The sequence below is a fragment of the Streptomyces sp. NPDC090499 genome, from assembly GCF_044769305.1.
Lineage (GTDB): Bacteria > Actinomycetota > Actinomycetes > Streptomycetales > Streptomycetaceae > Streptomyces.
The window spans coordinates 740194-757700 of the sequence record NZ_JBIVXP010000004.1 but is presented as its reverse complement, the minus strand read 5'-3'; the positions used below and the strand labels follow the sequence as shown (position 1 = coordinate 757700).

The window sequence follows — 17507 nt, the reverse complement described above, 5'->3', positions numbered from 1 at the left end:
TCACCCGAAAAAAAGTGGGCAGGTTCCGAAACGATTCGGGGTCGCCGGACGTATTGATACGTGACCGCACTGCTGTGACAGTTGAGAGCAGCTTAGGCCAAGGCCTGTACGCGTGTCCGGCGAATGGCAAGGTAGACCGTCCATGTCGCCGTGCCGTCGGGCAGAGCATGCCGTGCGGTCGGCCGGCGCGAACCGGGTCGCCCTCTATGTCACGATCCGGCACTCGAACATCCCGAGAGCCACCCGCTCCCCCGGAACCCCCAGGACTACGGATTAGGCTGCCCCCATGCCAAAGAAGCGCTCGGGCGGTGGTCTGTCGACCACACAGCAGGCCGCCAAGTTCCTCGGTGTCAGTGTGCTCGCGGGAGCCGTGATGGCGGGCATCGCGCTGCCCGCGGCCGGCGCCCTGGGCCTCGCGGCCAAGGGTTCGGTCCAGGGCTTCGACGAGATCCCGGCCAACCTGAAGAGCCCGCAGCTGAGCCAGCGCACCACCATCCTCGACAGCAAGGGCAACCAGATCGCCCAGGTCTACTCCCGTGACCGCACGGTGGTGGAGCTCAAGGACATCTCGCCGTACATGCAGAAGGCGATCGTCGCGATCGAGGACTCGCGCTACTACCAGCACGGCGCCATCGACCTGAAGGGCGTACTGCGCGCGCTGAACAAGAACGCGCAGAGCGGCGGGGTCGCCCAGGGCGCGTCCACGCTCACCCAGCAGCTGGTGAAGAACTACTTCATCGAGGAGGCCGGCGACGACCCGACCAAGGTCGCCGAGGCCACCCAGCAGACCCTCGGCCGCAAGGTCAAGGAGCTGAAGTACGCGATCCAGCTGGAGGAGAAGCTCGGCAAGAAGAAGATCCTCGAGAACTACCTGAACATCACCTTCTTCGGCGAGCAGGCCTATGGCGTCGAGGCCGCCTCCCAGCGCTACTTCTCCAAGCACGCCAAGGACCTCAGCCTCCAGCAGTCGGCTCTGCTCGCGGGCATCGTCCAGTCGCCGAGCCGCTACGACCCGGTCAACGACGAGGCCGAGGCCACCAAGCGGCGCAACGTCGTGCTCGAACGCATGGCCCAACTCGGCGACATCTCCCAGGCGGAGGCCGACAAGGCCAAGGAGGCCCCGCTCGGCCTGCACGTCACCCAGCCGAAGAACGGCTGCATCACCGCGGTCAAGGGTGCCGGGTTCTTCTGCAAGTACGTCGAGAACGTCTTCCTGACCGACCCGACCTTCGGCAAGACCCGCGAGGCGCGCGCCAAACTGTGGAACCAGGGCGGCCTGACCATCCGCACCACCCTGGACCCGCAGGCCCAGGACTCGGTGCAGGCCTCGATCAAGGACCACGTCTACAAGTCCGACTCGGTCGCGGCCGCCGCCACCCTCGTGGAGCCCGGCACCGGCAAGATCCTGGCGATGGGCCAGTCGAAGCCGTACGGCTACAACAAGAACGAGACCGAGTACAACTTCTCGGTCGACCGGGACTACGGCGGCTCCAACTACGGCTTCCCGACGGGTTCGACGTTCAAGCCGTTCGTGGCCGCGGCCGCCATCGAGGGCGGCAAGCCGGCGACGCAGGAGTACGCGTCGCCGTACAAGATGAACTACCCGAGCCCCGTGCAGCAGTGCGACGGCAAGCAGTGGGTCAACACGACCAACGAGCAGGTCCAGAACGAGAACGAGTCCGAGGTCGGGCCGTACCAGATGAAGAAGGCGATGGCGAAGTCCATCAACACCTACTTCGTCCAGCTGATCTCCGACATCGGCCTGTGCCCGGTGGTCAAGATGACCGACGCGCTCCACGTCCACCAGGGCGACGGCTCGAAGCTCCCGCAGACCCCGGCCATCGCCCTCGGCGCGATCGGCCTCTCCCCGCTGACCATGGCGAGCGCGTACGCCTCCTTCGCCGACCGGGGCATGTACTGCACGCCGGTCGCCATCGAGTCGATCACCCAGAAGGTCGGCAACGAGCAGAAGTCGATCCCGGTCCCCAAGTCGACCTGCTCGCGGGCGATGAGCGAGAAGACCGCCGACACGATCAACACCCTGCTGCGCGGCGTGATCGACTCCGGTACCGGTCAGCAGGCCGGCCTGGACGACCGGGAGAGCGCGGGCAAGACGGGTACGACGGACTCCCGCAGGAACGCCTGGTTCGTCGGCTACACGCCGAACCTCGCGGGCGCGGTCTGGGTCGGCAGCGCCAAGCAGAACATCGAGATGACCAACATCACCATCGGCGGCGTCTACCACTCCGAGGTCTACGGCGCCGACACCCCGGGCCCGATCTGGAAGGACGCCATGACGGGCGCCCTGGAGGGCAAGACCGACGAGTCCTTCAACCTCGTGGACATCCCGGACGAGGACGACCACGACAAGGGCCACGGGAACGACAACGGAAACGGCGGCAACGACAACGGCGGCCTGATCGGCGGTCTCATCGGCGGCCTGACGACGAACGGCGGCACCAGCGACGGCGGCACCACGGACGGCTCGACGAACGGCGGCGCCAGCCCGAACCCGACCTTCTCCCTCCCCGACGGCTTCATCCAGGGGAACACCAACGGGGGCCGCAACGGGAACGGCGGGAACCGGGGCTGATCCTCAGCTCCGACCCGGTACGACGGTGGGGCCGCACCTCTCGGAAGAGGTGCGGCCCCACCGTCGTACCGCCTGCTGTCCGCTCAGCCCTGGAGCCGCTTCTTCACCGCGGCGGCGACGCGGCCGCCCTCGGCCAGGCCGGCCACCTTCGGGTTCACGATCTTCATCACGGCGCCCATGGCCCGCGGCCCCTCGGCGCCCGCCGCCTTCGCCTCCTCGACGGCCTGGGCGACGATCCCCTCCAGCTCCGCGTCGCTGAGCTGCTTCGGCAGGTAACCGGCGAGGACCTCGCCCTCCGCCTTCTCCCGCTCGGCGCTCTCGGCACGCCCGCCCTGGGTGAAGGCCTCGGCCGCCTCCCGGCGCTTCTTCGCCTCCTTGGCGATCACCTTGAGCACCTCGTCGTCGGAGAGCACACGCTTCTCCTTGCCGGCGACCTCTTCGTTGGTGATCGCGGCGAGCGTCATCCGGAGCGTGGCCGAGCGCAGCTCGTCCCGTCCCTTGATCGCGGCGTTGAGGTCGTCCTGCAGCTTCGACTTGAGCGTGGTGGTCATGACACCGATTGTCGCAGGTGCCGCACGCCCGGCGCCCGCCGATTTACCCACCCCACCTACCGCCCGGTCTCTGAGCGCCCGCTCGGTCTGACACGATGGAGATATGCGCGCTCGATACGGAGTACCCCTGGGAATCGCGGCGTTCGGCGCCGCGGGTGTGTTGTACGCGGCCGGCTACGAGGTCCGTTCCTTCCGCCTGCGCCGGGTGACGGTCCCGGTTCTCCCGCCGGGGATGCGCCCGCTGCGCGTGCTCCAGGTGTCCGACATCCACATGGTGAGCGGCCAGCGCAAGAAGCAGCGCTGGCTGCAGTCGCTGGCGGGCCTGCGCCCGGACTTCGTGATCAACACGGGCGACAACCTGTCCGACCCGGAGGCCATCCCGGAGGTACTGGACGCGCTGGGCCCCCTGATGGAGTTCCCGGGCGCGTACGTCTTCGGCTCCAACGACTACTACGGCCCCAAGCCCCGCAACCCCGCCCGCTACTTGCTGGAGAAGGTGAACGGCAAGCACGGGCTGAACGGCAACCCGCCGGTCGTCGGCGCGATCCACATCGACTGGGAGGAGCTGCGGGACGGCTTCGACGGGTCGGGCTGGCTGAACCTCACGAACACGAGGGGCACCCTGAAGATCGAGGGCGTCTCGGTCGAGCTGACGGGACTGGACGACCCGCACATCAAGCGCGACCGCTATCCGCAGGTGGCGGGCGGTCCGTCCGCCACGGCGGACTTCTCGATGGGCGTCGTGCACGCCCCGTACCTGCGCGTCCTGGACTCCTTCACGGCGGACAACTACCCCCTGCTCCTGGCCGGCCACACCCACGGCGGCCAGCTCTGCGTCCCCTTCTACGGCGCCCTGGTCACCAACTGCGACCTGGACGCGGACCGGGTCAAGGGCCTGTCCACGCACACGGCCGAGGGCCGTACGTCCTACCTGCACGTCTCCGCTGGCTGCGGCACGAACCGCTACACCCCGGTCCGGTTCGCCTGCCCACCGGAGGCGACGCTGCTGACGCTGGTGGGCCGGGAGTAGGCCCGACGGACGGGCCGTAGGTCCGACGGACGGGCCGTAGGTCCGACGGACGGGCAGCAGGTCCGACGGACGGATAGACCAATCGCCGGATAGCCCGATGGGCGGAATAACGGAATAACCCACTCGGCGTAGACCAAAATGCCACACATGCCCCTTTATCCATAATTTGGGGGCATGACGACTCCTCCGATACCCAGGGACATTCCCGACCTCCCCGCGGTCCCGGGCACGCCCGTACTCATACCCGGATACGTTCCGGCGACAGCCGTGGTCGCCCCCGTCCGCCGCCCCGTGACCGCGGTGTTCCGCCTGCTGACGGCCGTGCTGGCATCGGCGGGCGTGGCGCTGGAGCTGCTGCTGGGCAGCTCGGAACGGATCCTGAGCTACTTCGGAGTACAGGCGGCGGTATTCCTCGCCCTGGTCAGCCTCGCCTCGGCCCGCCGGGCCTGGCTGGCGGCCCGCCCCCTGCCCTCGTCCCTGACCGGCGCGGCACTCCTCTACGCCGTGATCTCGTCCCTGGTCTACCACCTGCTCCTGGGCCACACGACTCCCCCGTTCTCGATGACGGGCTCGACGCACCTTCCGGTGGCCTGGCACGGGCAGTGGCTGGCCCTGCAGCTCCTCTACACGGCGGCCCCCGCGGCAGCACTCCTGGACTGGCTGATCCTCACACCCCCGGCCCGCCTCCACCTCCGCCAGACGCCGGCGTGGATGCTGTACCCCCTGGCCTACCTGGCCTTCACCCTCGTCCGGGCGGAGCTGGTCCTCCCCGGCACACCGGGCCGCTACCTCTACCCCTTCCTCGACGCCGAGCAGCACAGCTACCGCGCCACCCTCGCCAACGCCCTCCTCCTCGGCCTCGCCTCCTACGCCCTGGCAGTCCTCCTGGTAGCCCTGGACCACACCCGCCCGAACCCGGTCGGCCGCCGCCCCTAAACCGGATTTCGTCTCCGGCCACCGGTGGGCTAAAGTAAACGACGTCGCCGCGACAAGCAGCACAGCAGCGACACCGGGGTGTAGCGCAGCTTGGCAGCGCGCTTCGTTCGGGACGAAGAGGTCGTGGGTTCAAATCCCGCCACCCCGACGCTGGTCAGAGGGCCAATCGCGTGATCGCGATTGGCCCTCTGTCGTGCTCGGGGGGCCAAACAGGGGGCCAAACGAATTTGATCAGGCCACCGCGTCACCCTCTTCCGAGTCGTCCACTCCCTTCCCTTCCTGATCTTCGGCGAAGATGTCATCCATGGCTTCGGCCCCCTCCGTGATCACGGGCCGGAGCTGCTTCCGGTAGACCGCCTCCGTGGTGGCCTGACTGCTGTGGCCGACCAGGAGCGCGATGCGCTCCAGCGGGATGCCGTGGTCGGAGAGCAGGGACACGAAGCTGTGCCGGAGCTCCCGGGGCGTCCACTCAGGCTTCAGCCCGGCTTTCTTCACGATGGCCTTGAAGTCGCGACGGACGTTGGCCGCATCGAGCGGCTCGCCGGTCCGGGTCGTGAAGACACGGCCGGTCGGGCTCCACTCCTTCCCCTTCGATGCCCGCTCTTGCTTCTGCCACCGCATGTGCTCTTCGAGGACGTCCACCACCTGTTTCGGGAGAGCGATGGTCCGGCGGCTCTTCCTGGTCTTCGTCTCGCCGTGCTTGCGCACTGAGCGCCACACCGCGACGTGGGGCGGAATGCCGTCCTTCGTCTCCAGGAAGACGTGATCCCATGTGAGGGGCCGCGCCTCTTCCGTGCGGACACCGCTGAGGAGCGAGACCACAAGGTACGCGTACAGCCGTGACAGGCGCGCGGCAGTGAGCACGGCCTTCGCCTGGTCCAAGGTCAGTGCCTTACTCGGTCGGCCGGGACGCCCCTCCGGCGCGGTGACGAGTAGGGCGACGTTCCGCGCGGCCTTGTCCCTGCGCTGAGCATGCGCGATGGAGCGGCGCAGAATGGCGAGCAGGTCACGCAGGCTTCGCGTCGCGAGGAATTCGGCCCTGTCGTCCAACCAGTCGTCAACATCGTCCGCGCTGAGTTCCTTCAGCTTGGCTTTGCCGATGAACGGCATCAGGTGCTTGTTCGCCATCGAGCGGTTCTTGCCGACGGTGCCCTTCTCGTCGCGCCCCTTCAGCCCGCGCTCCAACCAGTCGTTCACCGCGTCGGCGACGGTGTAGTTGGCCGGCGCCTTGACGCCCGACTGCACCTCCTTCTTCAAGTCCCGGATCTTCTGGCGGACTTCGGTCTTCGTCTTGCCGTACACCTTCGGTCGACGGCGCTTGCCGTTCGGGCCGTGTCCCAGGGAAACGGCCCCCACGAAACTCTTCTTGGCCGGGTCCCAATAGATGGTGTCCGCACCATGGCCAGCCCTTTGGGCGCGCTTCGGGGTGTCGGTCATGCTCTGTCGTGCCTCCATAGGACAGGGCCGCGCCCTGACGGGTGCGGCCCTGTGCAACTGGGATGATGGGGATTCAGGCGGTGCTCTCTGCCTCGCGCTTGAGAAGTTCGACGTACTGCGCGATGTAATCCGGCGGCACGAGACGGCGCCGGCCGATGCGGACGGTCTGAAGTCGTCCGAGGCGTATCTCCTCGTAGACCATCGAGCGTCCGATCCGGAGAGCCTTGGCCGCCTCTTCGGGGCGGTAGAGGAGCTGTTCGGCAGGTTCAGCAACGGTGGCCATGCGGTGGTGCCTCCTACGCAGGGTTCCGGTGGCCCTTGTCGGGAGTCCGCGTCTGTCCGAGGTGCGGATTTCTGCGTCATTGCGTCATCAGCGTCATTCGCGCTTCTGACCAGCGGCTTTGTGTGACGCAGCGGTATGGGGCTGCGTCATCGGTGCGTCATGGCCTGCGTCATCGGGTGACGCGGATGACGCAGGATGACGCAGGCGCGGCCGTCTGCGTCATGGCTGTAGCCGCAGGCCAGGGGCCGTTTTCCCGTCCGCATGACGCAGATGACGCAGCGGCTTCCCTCTTAGGACAAAAGAGGGGGTGTCTGTTGTGGTGCGGAGCCGCTTCGCGGCGCGACCTTGGGGCGGCGTTCCGCCGAACAGCAAGAAGAGCACGCGCTGCCGGTGGTGCTCTTCTTGTTTGTCCTGGCGCGGTCAGAACATCTGCTTTTGCTCGTTGGGCGGCGGGGCCGGCTGGCGGGTCATTTCGAGGTAGCGGCCCTCGCTGGTACGTCCCGAGTCGATGAGCACCCCACGGGCGGCGAGCGTCGGTTGAAGGCGCTTAAGCCGGTCGGAGAGGACCTTTCCCGTCGTCGGCCACCCTTTGGGCAGCGGACGGCAGTCGTCGCCGCTGTAGAGGCCGCTGAGGAGGTGCAGCCACTCGGTGGACGTCATCCGCTGTTCTGCGCCCGGTTCGAGGGTGTCGGCGTGCCGGAGGACGGTCTGTGCCAACAGGTCGCCCTCGATGACGTCGTCGTTGAGGTCGTCCAGGCTGGCCCGGTAGGCGGTGAGCGCCCCGAAGCCGGTGGCCGCGTCGAGCTGCGCGCACAGGTGCGCGAAGTCCGCCATCCGCAGGTCGGTGGGGGTCTCCACCTCCACGGCGCGGACCTTGACCGTGAGGTCCAGGAGCGAGCCGAGTACCACGGGCAGCACCTCCGCGTACTCCGCCCACAGCTCCGCCTCGGTACGCCGGACCTTGGGCCGTTCCAGACGCAGCGGCAGGAGCCGTTCGGCCAGGTCGGGCCGGATGACGCCGACGTCGATGCCGGTCAGGAGCAGGGGGCGGCGGTAGCGGGCGCGGAAGACGTCCCCGTCGGTGAACAGGGCGCGCTTGACGTTCTCGGCTCCGGTGACGATGCAGCACATGGCGTCGGACAGGTCCGGGGTCATGTGGGAGAGGTTGTCCAGGGCGGTGACCCATCCCGCGGCCACCGCCGCGATCAGGTTCTCCTCGTCCTTCGGGGCCCGGCGCAGGTCGCCGGTCATGCCCTCAACGATCCTGATGAGCATGCGGCCCCCGGTGGACTTGCCCGCGCCCTGCGGCCCGGTGAGGAACGGCGCGGGGACGGGCACGGACGGTCCGAGGCAGCCGATCAGCCACGCGATGGCCAGGCACTCGGTCTCCGCGGTGGCGAAGTTGCACAGCCTCAGCAGAAGATCGATGCCCTTGCCGTCGGTGTCCTTGACAGGCAGGGGCAGTTCCCCGGTGAGCTGGGTGCGGCGCCAGCACACCTCGCGCGGGTCGGGGACGGCGATGTCCCAGCCGGTGGGGTGGATGCGGACGGACTGTCCATCCGTTCGGCCCAGGTCCAGCCACGTCGCCCCGTCGAATCCGGGGGCCACGCGGATGTGGACGGGCTGTACGTCCTCGGTCAGTGCGAGCGCTTCGATCAAGTCCAACGCCTCCTTGAGGGCGGTTCCGTTGAACACGCCGCATCCGTCCCGGAACAGGCCGACCATGAGTTCCTGGCGGTGGCTGCCTGTGGTGCCCTGGGAGCGGATCGGGCGGGCGACGGGGTGGCCGTTGCGCTGCGCGTAGACGGTTCCGTCGGCGGTGCGGAAGTACCGGAAGTGGGATTGGGCGTAGTCGGTGATGACCTTGCGGGCGGGGTCCTTCTCGTCGTCGGACATGCTCACAGTCCCAGCCTGGTGCGGGCGTTGGTCCACGCGTCGGTGCAGTGCCGGGCCGATTCGCCCTTGGCCTGCGCGGCGGTGAACAGCCGCGCGATGTGGGGTTCGGTGAGGCAGCCGCACCCGCCGTGCGTCGACAGCACGGCGAGGAACGTGCGGTAGACGGTGGTGTGGATCGCGCTGCGGGCCGCGGTGATCCGTTCCTCCGCCATGGTGATCCCACGTTCCAGGTAGGCGGGCGTGCGGTGAGGGCACGCCCCGCCCGCGCCCCCAGCGGGGACAGCGAGGGTCTGCGGCGCCGGCCGGGCCGGGGGTTCCTTCACGGGCAGCGCGCGGACGGCGTCCGGCAGGGCGGTCATGGTGCCGGTGCCGGGGCCGAGCCAACGGGCGTACGCCATGGTGGACTTGATGTCCACGCCGGGCCGCACGGCGTTGTGTGACGGCATGACGCCTTGGTAGATCCAGTGTTGGCCGCGCGTGGTGGGCACGGTGCGGGTGGCGGGCAGCGTTTCGCGTGCCCAGGTGATGGCCGCCGGGTTGTCGAGGTCGACCACGGTCAGTCCGACGCCGCCGGGGTGGTAGCCGACGCAGACGGCCTGACGCCACGCCGGGGCCCACGAGGGGGAGGTGATGACGGCGCGGTCGGTGGTGGCGGCGGCCCATGCGTGGCAGATGCCGGGGCACTGGCAGGGGCCCGCGGTCTTCATGTTCGGCCGGCCGCCGCAGGCGTTCTTGGCGCAGGCGCGGCAGTTCCCGAACGGCACCTTCCCTTGCCGCAGGGGCAGCACCGGCACGCCGACGGATGCGAGTTCCAGCGCGGTGCACCAAGGGGTGGTTTGGGCCGGACGGCCCTCGCCGATTGACGCTCGTTGGGTCATGCTTGAGGTCTCCTGCTCTCTTGGAGGGACTGGAGAACCGGGGCGGGCGCAGGCTTGTGGTGAGACGGCGCCCGCCCCGGGCGTAGCTACAGGTCGTCGTCGGCGTCGCCGATCGGGCCGCTGTAGCCGATCGGTCCGAGTGCGCTGTGTGCGTAGCCCAGGTGGTCGGTGAGGGTCTGGGCGATGAGCGCTGCGGAGGCGAGACCGGAGCGGGCCTCCGCGAGGTGGTCATCGGGCGTGCCGTGGTCTGCGGTGACGGCACCGGTCTTGGCGAGCGCCCCCAGGAAGCGGGAGATCTGCTCGAAGCTCTGCGGGAGACGCTGGGTGAGCTGTTTGAGCGAGGCGACCAGTTCGTACGCGTCGCTGGGGTAGTTCAGCTCTCCCTTGGCGCTCTGGATGGCGTGGTTGAGGTTGCGGATCGCTTCGGCGGCCTGGTCCGCCAGGTCCTGTGGGCGGGCGTTCGTCATCGTCGTTTCCTTTCGTCAGGCTGCGTCGGGGAAGGGCTGTTGCCAGGGCGGGAGGCTGGCCAGAACGCGGGTACGCCAGCGCATGGCGTAGTCGATGCAGTTGGCGCAGTTCTTGTGCGTGTGGCCGGGCAGCGGGGGTCTGCGGCGGGCGTGATAGCTCCATGCGGCGGAGTCGGCCGATGCGAGCAGGTGGCCGACGCGTTCCAGTCCCAGCGTCTTGAAGCCGAAGCCGTGCAGCTTCAGCCCTCGCGCGGCCATCGCGGTCACGATGGCCGCTCCCTCGCGAGTGGACTGCAAGCGGCAGACCGAGCCGAGCCCCACGGTGGGTTCGCGGGTCAGGTCGACGCCGGCACGCTCGTACAACTCGGCACACGACTCATAGTCCGCGACCGTCCGGCCCTGTAGCACTGGGGCTATGCGCAACTCGGGGGCAAGGGAGCGCAGTTCGAGGAAGTTGGCGACAGTGCGGCGTATGTGCTCTGGCACGCTGAGGTGTGTGCCGACGAAGACGTTCGGTCCGGCCGTGCCGCCGTGGATGATGAGGTCTTCGCACATCCAGTCCTGCGGGGCGGCCCAGTCGTAGGGGCCGACGCATTCCCAGATGCGGCGCAGGTCCTCGATGTACTGGCGCGGGGTGCGTGTCCACCGGCCGTGGCGCTGGAGTTCCGAGAACCCCCCGGAGTCCACCGCGTACGGGCCGCGCGCCGCATCCAGCTTGACCGCGTTGACGAAGTGCTCGGACTTCAGGAACAGCGGCACGTCGGTGAGGCGGACCCAATGCCGTTTGTGGGTGGTCAGGTAGAACCTCACCGATCCCCCCGCGGGAGCTCCGGGAGTCCCGCAGCTTCCAGGGCCTTGGGGTCGAAGCCGGGCAGCGTGGCGCGGGTGACGAGTGCCTGTGCGAGCTGTTCGGCGTAGGCGGCGCCGGCGCGGGCCACCTCAACCTGGGTGCTGGCGTGCAGGGTCTCGACACGCTCGATGTGGGCGCGTTCCTCGCGCCGCTCGCTCGTCTGTCGCTGGTAGGCGACCCTCTCGCGGCGGTCGGTGCGCCAGTAGCGGGCGGCGAGGGCGTAGGCGCCGGTGGTGGCCAGGGACCACAGCAGCAGCGGCAGCGGCATGCCGTCGGCGTATCCGGCCACGCCCGCGAAGGCGAGCGCGCCGGAGGCGGCGAACGCAGTGCCCACGAGGACGGAGTCACCGGTTGCGTTGCCCGCGACCACGCCAGCGGCGGCGGACCCCAGCGAGAGCGCGCCCATGAGGACGGCGTTGCCGACGGAGTGTTCGGCGCCGTTGGCGTTCCAGATCCGGGCCAGCGCGAGCACGGTCGTGGTGGCGATGGCGGGCGCGGCCTTGGGCGTCGCGGTGGCGAGCCAGTGCCGCGCGACGATGGGTTCGTTCACGGGTGCTCCTCGGGTCAGTTGCCGAGCTGGGACAGGAAGCGGGCGAAGGACGCCACCAGGTCGTGAATCGGGCCGTAGGCGCCGGTCCCGGCGGTGAAGAAGCCGAACAGGAACAGCAGCACCGCGCCGCCCGCGTTGGCGGCTCGGGTCTTGACGGCGATGACGGAGGCGATGCCGAAGAGCAGCACGGCGGAGACGGTCAGGGTCATCGCGAGCCCTCCGGGCGCGGGGTGTCGGTGCCCGCGCGGTAGATGCGGGCCCACCGGTTGTAGAGCCAGCGGCCGGCGCGGATGCGCTTGCCGGTCGCCTGGCAGCGGCGGCAGTCCTTGCCGCGCTTGAGCCGTCCCTTGCGGTCGGTCTTCAGCTTGTGGCCCATGCCGCGGCACTTGCGGCAGTTGCCGAACGGCGAGGACGCACACACCGTGATGTAACACAGCGTGACGCCGATGAGCAGGGTGATAGCGAGCAGGGCAGGGGTCATGAAGGGCCCTCCGGGCGGTTTTCAGGGGTTTCCGCAGGTGGGCCGCTATCCGCTAGCGGCCTGATCAGATCGGGTTTGGGGCGCTAGCGGGGCCGCTAACGTTAGCGGGGTGTGCCGCTAGCGCTAGCGGCCCCGGAGCCTCAGCCCGCGTCCCGGTTTCCGTCACGCTCCGCAATCGCCGTGACGATGTGGGAGCGGTCGATGCCACGCCGGTTGACCACCTTGCCGTTGACCCGGCGGCCCACCTGGATGGTGGCCACGCCGTGCGGCTTCAGGGCTGCGGCCAGACCCTCGGGGTCCCAACCGTCGTAGACCTCGCCCCGCAGTTCGGCGAGCCGGGCGACGACGGTCTCGGACCACACCTTGGGCTCGTCGGCCGGGACCACGGCGAGGATGTCGCGCAGCAGGTCATACGCGCTGGACGCGTCCGGCTGCGGCTCTTCCCCGAGCGCGTAGCCGGACAGCGTGCCGGCCAGTTCGCGAGCCTTGCGGGCACGGGCGCCGATGGCTTCGGCGGCCGGGGCGTCCACGTAGACCGAGCCGACGATCCGGGCGTCGGAGCCTTCACCCACGAAGTAGTGAATGCCCTTGTCACCCCAGCTGAACATGGTGGCGCGCACGCCCCGCTTGTAGGCGGACGTGCCGAGCACCATGTCGTTCTCCAGCTGGCCCATGACCTTCAGGCAGAACCGGGCCGACGCGTTCGCGCTGATGCCCGTGGGCAGCGCCTTCGCGTCCGGGCGCTGCGTCGCGAGCAGCAGCACGATCCCGGTGGCCGGGCCGCGCTTGACCAGGTCGGTGCAGATCTCTTCGAGTTCCTTGCCGTACTTGTCGTGCTCGAACCAGACCTGGCACTCATCCACCCCGACCACGATCGGGTGCAGACCCAGCGACTTCTTGTTCGCCAGCTCGGACGTCACCTTGGACTCCGGGCAGACGTCCCGGGGCAGGGAGCGGATCATCTTCGCCCTGCGCCGCAGTTCCTCGCGCAGCGCGCGCAGGTCCCGCACCGCGTACTCGATGTCCTCCTCCTCATCGCCGGCCCGGTGGCAGTGGGAGACAGCGTTGCCGACCGGGTCCAGGTCGCCGGTGCCCTTGAGGTCGTAGGTGTGCAGCTCAGCGCGCGGGTCCAACGCGGCGATGAGCAGCAGCAGACGCAGCAGGAAGGTCTTGCCCATGCGGGGGATCGCGCCGATGACGGCCGCGATGTACATGAGCGTGATCTCGACCCAGCGTCCGCGCTGGTCGGTGCCGAACGCGACCGGCTTGAACAGGTCCACGCTGCCGGACTTCAGCAGCGGCCACGCGGGCTTCTTGGCCTTGGACATGTCCTGATCGCCGACCCACAGCACGAGGTGCCCGGTGTGCTCGTTCGGGACCGCCTCCGGCCACACGCAGCCCAGCGGGCGGCGCAGGCCGGACGCGAGCCGGTCGCGGCGCTCGATGACGTCGGTCACGGTCACGCCGAAGGGGAGGTTGCCCTCCGCACGCCAGCCGGGGCCGTCGCGGGTGATCGGGGCGGTGAACTCGAACCCGTCACGGCCCTTGCCCTGGGCCTGGTTGATGGCGGGGATGCCGAGCGAGCCGAGCGCACGCAGCACGATGTCACTGGTGAGCTTGACCGCCGTGGGCAGTTCCACCGCGCGGTGGATAACCGGGGCGTCCGCCTTGCGGCCGGCGGCCCCCAGCGCCATCACGACCGCGCCGACCGACAGGGCCTGAAGCCAGTCGGGGGCCAGCACGTAGATGGCCAGTGCGGAGCCGAGTCCGATGAACATGGCGAGCACGGCGACCAGGGTGCGCAGTCGGACCCGTCCGTCGCGCTGCCGTGACAGCTTCAGGTACTCGGCAGCGTCCTCGCGCCGCACGGCGGCGAGGCGGACCGGCTCGCCCTCTCGGTCGGCCACCCACCGCACGGTGCCCCCGACGAACCGGGCAGCCCCGGTCGGCGCCTGAAGCGTGAGGCGGGCGGCATAGACCGGGGAGCGCAGCGCGTGATAGCCGAGCGAGTGCGCGTAGTGCTGGGCCACCCACGCCGCAGCAGTCCGCAGCTCCGTGGTGGAGCGCAGCCACTCGGGGACCACCGCGCGCCGCCGGGCGGACGCGAGCCGACCGAGATAGCCCGGACCGGTCGCGGCCGGGGCCGACTGGTCGACCATGACGCGCGCGGTCGGGTCGCCCGACTCGGCACCCGACCGGTCGGCGTCGGAGTCGGCCGACCGGTCGGCGTCGGGTCGGGCGATCGGGTCGGCCGACTCGGTACGGGCCGATCGCGCCTTGTCGAGGTCGACTACCTCGCCCCCGGAGTCGGCCGACATCTCGGCTTCGAGTCGGTTGAAGAGTTCGTTGTCGTCGTCGGGGTGCTTCACTGATGTTCCTTCCACTTTCGGGTGTGAGGGAGAGCGGGTCCGGCCGACGCTGTAGGAGGTGAGCGGCCGGACCTGTGCGGTTACATTCCGGGCGGGAGCGCGCTGCCGTGGGGGAACTCGAAGACCGTGACCAGGACTTCAAGGCCGGGGTCGTCGGCGTAGGCGACGCGGGTGTAGATGACCGTGAACGCGGTGCCGTCGCGGCCGGTGGTCGGATAGGCGCGGACGTCGTGGCCCCAGGCCCGGCGTCGGCTGACCGTGAACCGGGCGTACGACGCCGGGATCACGCCGTGCACGCCGAAGTTGCCGCCAGACAGGCAGACGACCCGCGCGGAGTCGGCGGGTAGCGGCCGACCGAACGAGTCACCCGAGCGACAGAAGAGACGGGTGATCCGTTTCAGGTTCACCACCACCCCGACGACTTCTTGGCAGCCTTGGCGGTGGCGGCCTCGTTCACGATCCGCTGCCGCTCCTTCTGCAACGCGGTCAGCTCAGCGGTCAGCCGGGTCTGCACCGACTGCCACAGCGTGTCCAGCTTCCGTTCCGCGCGGGCGGGGCTCTTGCCCCGCACGACCTTGTAGGAGCCGCCGGCCAGCCCCCGGAGCACCGCGCGCCGTTCCTGGCCGGTCAGCGGCCACATCTCGCCCTTGCGGACCGCTTCGAGCTTGCGTTCCGTCTGCCGGATCTCGCGATCCAGACGACTCGTGTTGGGCTTGCCCATGGTCAACTTCCCTTCATGGAAAGGTTGTTGGCGGTCGGATCGGTACGGGTGTCGGGGTAGGCGCACAGCACGCACATGCCGAGCGAGGTCGGCAGGCAGTAGCTGTAGACGACCTGGCACTTGGGGCAGGTGCGGCGGGCGAGCATCGCCCGCGCGAGCGCGCCGCAGCGGCGCGAGGTCATCGGCCGTACGGGCTTGGCCAGGTCGACGCGGTAGAGGTAGGCGACCTGCACCCCGCCCTTGCGTCCCCGGTGATGGCGCATCACCTGTGCGGCGACCGGCTGACCGCCGGGCCGCAGGCCGCGGGCGCGCAGCTGGCGGCGGGTGGCGTAGCCGTCCGGGGCGAACTGCCAGGGGAACGTGGGCACTCCGAACCGGGCGCCAGACGGGTCGAAGCACTTGCCGTAGGCCGCCATCACGCGGCCACCGTGACGATCGGGGCATCGGTGCGGGCGCCGGTGCGTCCGGAGCGGCGCCCGGTGACGGTGGCGAACAGCCGTCCCAGGCCCGCGCGGCGCATTCCGGCGCGGCCCTGCTTGGCCGCGTACATCGCCTCATCCGCCCGCCGCAGCAGCCCGGACAGGTCGTCGGCGGGGAAGTCGGCGGCGCGCACCCAGCCGAGCGAGACGGTGGTGCGTACGGCCGGGTCCTGTCCGTCGACCGGGCGGGCGAGGACGCCGTGCAGCACGGCGAGCATGTCGGCGGCGGTGCCGTGGTCGTCGATGAGGACGGCGGCGAACTCGTCGCCCCCGAGCCGACCGGCGACCCCGGTGCGGCCGGCGTGGTGGGCGAGCCGGTCGGCGGTCGCCTTCAACAGCGCGTCCCCGGCGGCATGCCCGAAGCGGTCGTTGATCTGCTTGAACCTATCGACGTCGGCCAGCACGACGACCGCGCGCGGGTCCTTGAGCAGGACGGTGGCGCGGCGGGTGAAGCCGTCACGGGTGCGTAATCCGGTGAGCGGGTCACGCCGGGCGGTGTTCAGGCAGCCGCGCAGCCACCACACATGCACCGCCCACCCGACAGCGAGCGGCAGCGCGGACAGCAGGATGGTGGCGAGGGCGTTCACGCGGCCACTCCCTCAGCCTCGTCGCCGGACACCGTGGCGTCGGACGCGTCCACGGAGTACAGGGGGTATGCCTGGGCCCGCTCAGCGAGCAGGGCATCGCGCACCTGCCGGGCCGGAGCTGCGCCGCAGTGCAGCGCCTTGCGCAGCGCCTCGCCGTTGATCTGGCTGTCGGGCCAGTCGGCCGTGAGGGTGCGGGCCTCAGCGAGCAGTTCGGCCGGCGTGCGCTGCGGCGTGGTGGCCTTGTCCTTGACCGGCCTCTTGCGCGCGGGCTTGGCAGCCTCGGGCTTCGGCTCTTCCGGCACCTTCGGGGCCTGCGGCTCGGGTGCGACCGGCACAGCGGCGGTGGCGGGGGCGAGGTCGCCCATGCGCAGCATCACGCGTTCGCGGCGCGGGGTCTTGGAACGCCACTTCTTGCCGTACTGCTCGCGCAGGTCCGCGCGGGCCAACTGCCTTTCCTTCTCCCGCGTCAGCGCCTCGGAGTAGGAGGTGATCTCCCACAGCGTCATGCGGCGCCACAGCGCGAAGGTGGAGGGGAAGGCGAGCAGCCAGCGGGAGAACCGGATCTTCTCCATGCGGCGGCCGGTGGCCGCGCCGATGCGGACGGCGTAGATGTGCGCGCCGATCTCGGAGAACACGACCCACAGCAGCGGCATCGTGCCGTGCGCGACCTTGGCCCACACGCCCTGTCCGGCGGCGACGTTCAGACCGCAGGTGATCAGGGTGAGTGCCCAGGGCACGAAGCGCACCCAGGCCAGCGCCATATCCATGCGGATCAACAGCAGGTTGGCGACGGTGAACACCGGAATGGCCACGTCGATACCGACCGGCAGCATCCACGGAGCGGAGAACCCCCAGCGCAGCGCGGCAGCCGACACAGCGTCGAAGGAGGAGATCAGACCGAGCGCGCCGACTCCGGCAGCGGCGAGCGCGCCGACTCCGGCGAGCCCCATTTCCGGACGGGTCAGCGGCGGCACACCGGACGCGGGCACCTCAGAGGCGGGCGTCGTCGTCATGCCGCAACCCCCTTGCGTGCCGGACGGCGGCGGGCGGGACGGGTGAAGGGGACGACGTCGAACAGGTCCGGGTTGTCCTCGATGACCTGCGCGGCGATGCGGACCAGGTCGTCGGGAAGGTCGGGGTTGTCGGCCAGGATGTCGCGGGCCGCGTCCAGACGGGCCGCGCGCTCCTGCTCGCTCTCGCCCTCTACCCCAAGCCACAGCTCAACGGGGGTGCCGAGCGCGAGTTCGGCGAAGTCCTCGACGGAGACGGCCTGTTGGCGGCCGATGTACGCACGCATGAAAGCTCCTGAAGTGGGAGGGACTGGAAGCCGGAGCAGCCGCAGGCGTGTTGGTGAGACGGCGACTGTTCCGGAGGACCCGAGCCGCAGATTGCGGCGGGT

Annotated in this window: 20 protein-coding genes, 1 tRNA gene and 1 pseudogene; 5 read left to right on the top strand and 17 right to left on the bottom strand. The window is 69.7% G+C overall.

Annotated features, from left to right (window positions below):
- Nucleotides 1–286 precede the first annotated feature (286 nt).
- Entirely contained in the window at nt 287–2593 is a 2307-nt protein-coding gene (locus ACIQVL_RS19155; RefSeq protein ID WP_403442195.1) for a transglycosylase domain-containing protein, read from the top strand.
- A gap of 83 nt (nt 2594–2676) precedes the next feature.
- On the opposite strand, the gene ACIQVL_RS19150 is transcribed toward ACIQVL_RS19155, so the two are convergent.
- Nucleotides 2677–3144, bottom strand: coding sequence for a GatB/YqeY domain-containing protein (locus ACIQVL_RS19150; RefSeq protein WP_403442197.1), 468 nt, complete (start codon nt 3142–3144; stop codon nt 2677–2679).
- Between the two features lie 103 nt (nt 3145–3247).
- Between ACIQVL_RS19150 and ACIQVL_RS19145 the strand changes: the two genes are divergently transcribed.
- The 4 genes and pseudogenes from ACIQVL_RS19145 (at nt 3248) to ACIQVL_RS19130 (ending at nt 5258) form a co-directional block, all read left to right on the top strand.
- The gene (locus ACIQVL_RS19145) at nt 3248–4174 is read left to right on the top strand and encodes a metallophosphoesterase (protein ID WP_403442200.1); all 927 of its coding nucleotides are present in this window, start codon (nt 3248–3250) and stop codon (nt 4172–4174) included.
- Between the two features lie 121 nt (nt 4175–4295).
- Nucleotides 4296–4352, top strand: a pseudogene (locus ACIQVL_RS19140) (hypothetical protein); the annotation flags it as partial.
- Nucleotides 4349–5110 (top strand): Pr6Pr family membrane protein, encoded by a 762-nt coding sequence (locus ACIQVL_RS19135; RefSeq protein WP_403475892.1) that lies wholly within the window; start codon nt 4349–4351, stop codon nt 5108–5110. The pseudogene ACIQVL_RS19140 and the gene ACIQVL_RS19135, both read left to right, overlap by 4 nt.
- A 74-nt stretch (nt 5111–5184) precedes the next feature.
- Nucleotides 5185–5258: transfer RNA gene (locus tag ACIQVL_RS19130), tRNA-Pro, on the top strand.
- Between the two features lie 83 nt (nt 5259–5341).
- Here the strand turns inward: ACIQVL_RS19130 and xerC are convergent.
- The 16 genes from xerC to ACIQVL_RS19050 form a co-directional block, all read right to left on the bottom strand.
- A complete protein-coding gene (gene xerC / locus ACIQVL_RS19125; RefSeq protein WP_403475891.1) occupies nt 5342–6547 on the bottom strand; it encodes a tyrosine recombinase XerC in 1206 nt (401 codons plus the stop codon).
- Between the two features lie 73 nt (nt 6548–6620).
- A complete protein-coding gene (locus ACIQVL_RS19120; RefSeq protein ID WP_403475890.1) occupies nt 6621–6830 on the bottom strand; it encodes a helix-turn-helix domain-containing protein in 210 nt (69 codons plus the stop codon).
- Between the two features lie 420 nt (nt 6831–7250).
- A complete protein-coding gene (locus ACIQVL_RS19115) occupies nt 7251–8726 on the bottom strand; it encodes an ATP-binding protein (protein WP_403475925.1) in 1476 nt (491 codons plus the stop codon).
- 2 nt (nt 8727–8728) lie between these two features.
- Nucleotides 8729–9604, bottom strand: coding sequence for a bifunctional DNA primase/polymerase (locus tag ACIQVL_RS19110; RefSeq protein ID WP_403475889.1), 876 nt, complete (start codon nt 9602–9604; stop codon nt 8729–8731).
- Between the two features lie 86 nt (nt 9605–9690).
- A complete protein-coding gene (locus ACIQVL_RS19105) occupies nt 9691–10071 on the bottom strand; it encodes a hypothetical protein (protein WP_403475888.1) in 381 nt (126 codons plus the stop codon).
- Between the two features lie 15 nt (nt 10072–10086).
- Nucleotides 10087–10881: a hypothetical protein gene (locus ACIQVL_RS19100; protein ID WP_403475887.1), complete on the bottom strand. Its 795-nt coding sequence runs from the start codon at nt 10879–10881 to the stop codon at nt 10087–10089.
- On the bottom strand, nt 10878–11471 hold the full coding sequence (locus tag ACIQVL_RS19095; protein ID WP_403475886.1) for a hypothetical protein: 594 nt from the start codon (nt 11469–11471) through the stop codon (nt 10878–10880). The genes ACIQVL_RS19100 and ACIQVL_RS19095 overlap by 4 nt, the downstream gene beginning before the upstream one ends.
- Before the next feature lie 14 nt (nt 11472–11485).
- Nucleotides 11486–11680: a hypothetical protein gene (locus tag ACIQVL_RS19090; RefSeq protein WP_403475885.1), complete on the bottom strand. Its 195-nt coding sequence runs from the start codon at nt 11678–11680 to the stop codon at nt 11486–11488.
- Entirely contained in the window at nt 11677–11952 is a 276-nt protein-coding gene (locus tag ACIQVL_RS19085; protein WP_403475884.1) for a hypothetical protein, read from the bottom strand. The genes ACIQVL_RS19090 and ACIQVL_RS19085 overlap by 4 nt, the downstream gene beginning before the upstream one ends.
- Before the next feature lie 140 nt (nt 11953–12092).
- On the bottom strand, nt 12093–14321 hold the full coding sequence (locus ACIQVL_RS19080) for a cell division protein FtsK (protein WP_403475883.1): 2229 nt from the start codon (nt 14319–14321) through the stop codon (nt 12093–12095).
- 80 nt (nt 14322–14401) lie between these two features.
- Nucleotides 14402–14734 carry a hypothetical protein gene (locus tag ACIQVL_RS19075; RefSeq protein ID WP_403475882.1) on the bottom strand — a complete coding sequence of 111 codons (333 nt, stop codon included), beginning with the start codon at nt 14732–14734 and terminating at the stop codon, nt 14402–14404.
- Nucleotides 14725–15042: a hypothetical protein gene (locus ACIQVL_RS19070; protein WP_403475881.1), complete on the bottom strand. Its 318-nt coding sequence runs from the start codon at nt 15040–15042 to the stop codon at nt 14725–14727. Before ACIQVL_RS19070 ends, ACIQVL_RS19075 begins: the two co-directional genes overlap by 10 nt.
- A gap of 2 nt (nt 15043–15044) precedes the next feature.
- The gene (locus tag ACIQVL_RS19065) at nt 15045–15458 is read right to left on the bottom strand and encodes an RRQRL motif-containing zinc-binding protein (RefSeq protein WP_403475924.1); all 414 of its coding nucleotides are present in this window, start codon (nt 15456–15458) and stop codon (nt 15045–15047) included.
- Nucleotides 15458–16108 carry a GGDEF domain-containing protein gene (locus tag ACIQVL_RS19060; RefSeq protein ID WP_403475880.1) on the bottom strand — a complete coding sequence of 217 codons (651 nt, stop codon included), beginning with the start codon at nt 16106–16108 and terminating at the stop codon, nt 15458–15460. The genes ACIQVL_RS19065 and ACIQVL_RS19060 overlap by 1 nt, the downstream gene beginning before the upstream one ends.
- A complete protein-coding gene (locus ACIQVL_RS19055) occupies nt 16105–17121 on the bottom strand; it encodes a DUF2637 domain-containing protein (protein WP_403475879.1) in 1017 nt (338 codons plus the stop codon). Before ACIQVL_RS19055 ends, ACIQVL_RS19060 begins: the two co-directional genes overlap by 4 nt.
- Nucleotides 17118–17405 carry a hypothetical protein gene (locus ACIQVL_RS19050; RefSeq protein ID WP_403475878.1) on the bottom strand — a complete coding sequence of 96 codons (288 nt, stop codon included), beginning with the start codon at nt 17403–17405 and terminating at the stop codon, nt 17118–17120. The genes ACIQVL_RS19055 and ACIQVL_RS19050 overlap by 4 nt, the downstream gene beginning before the upstream one ends.
- Nucleotides 17406–17507: the final 102 nt, after the last annotated feature.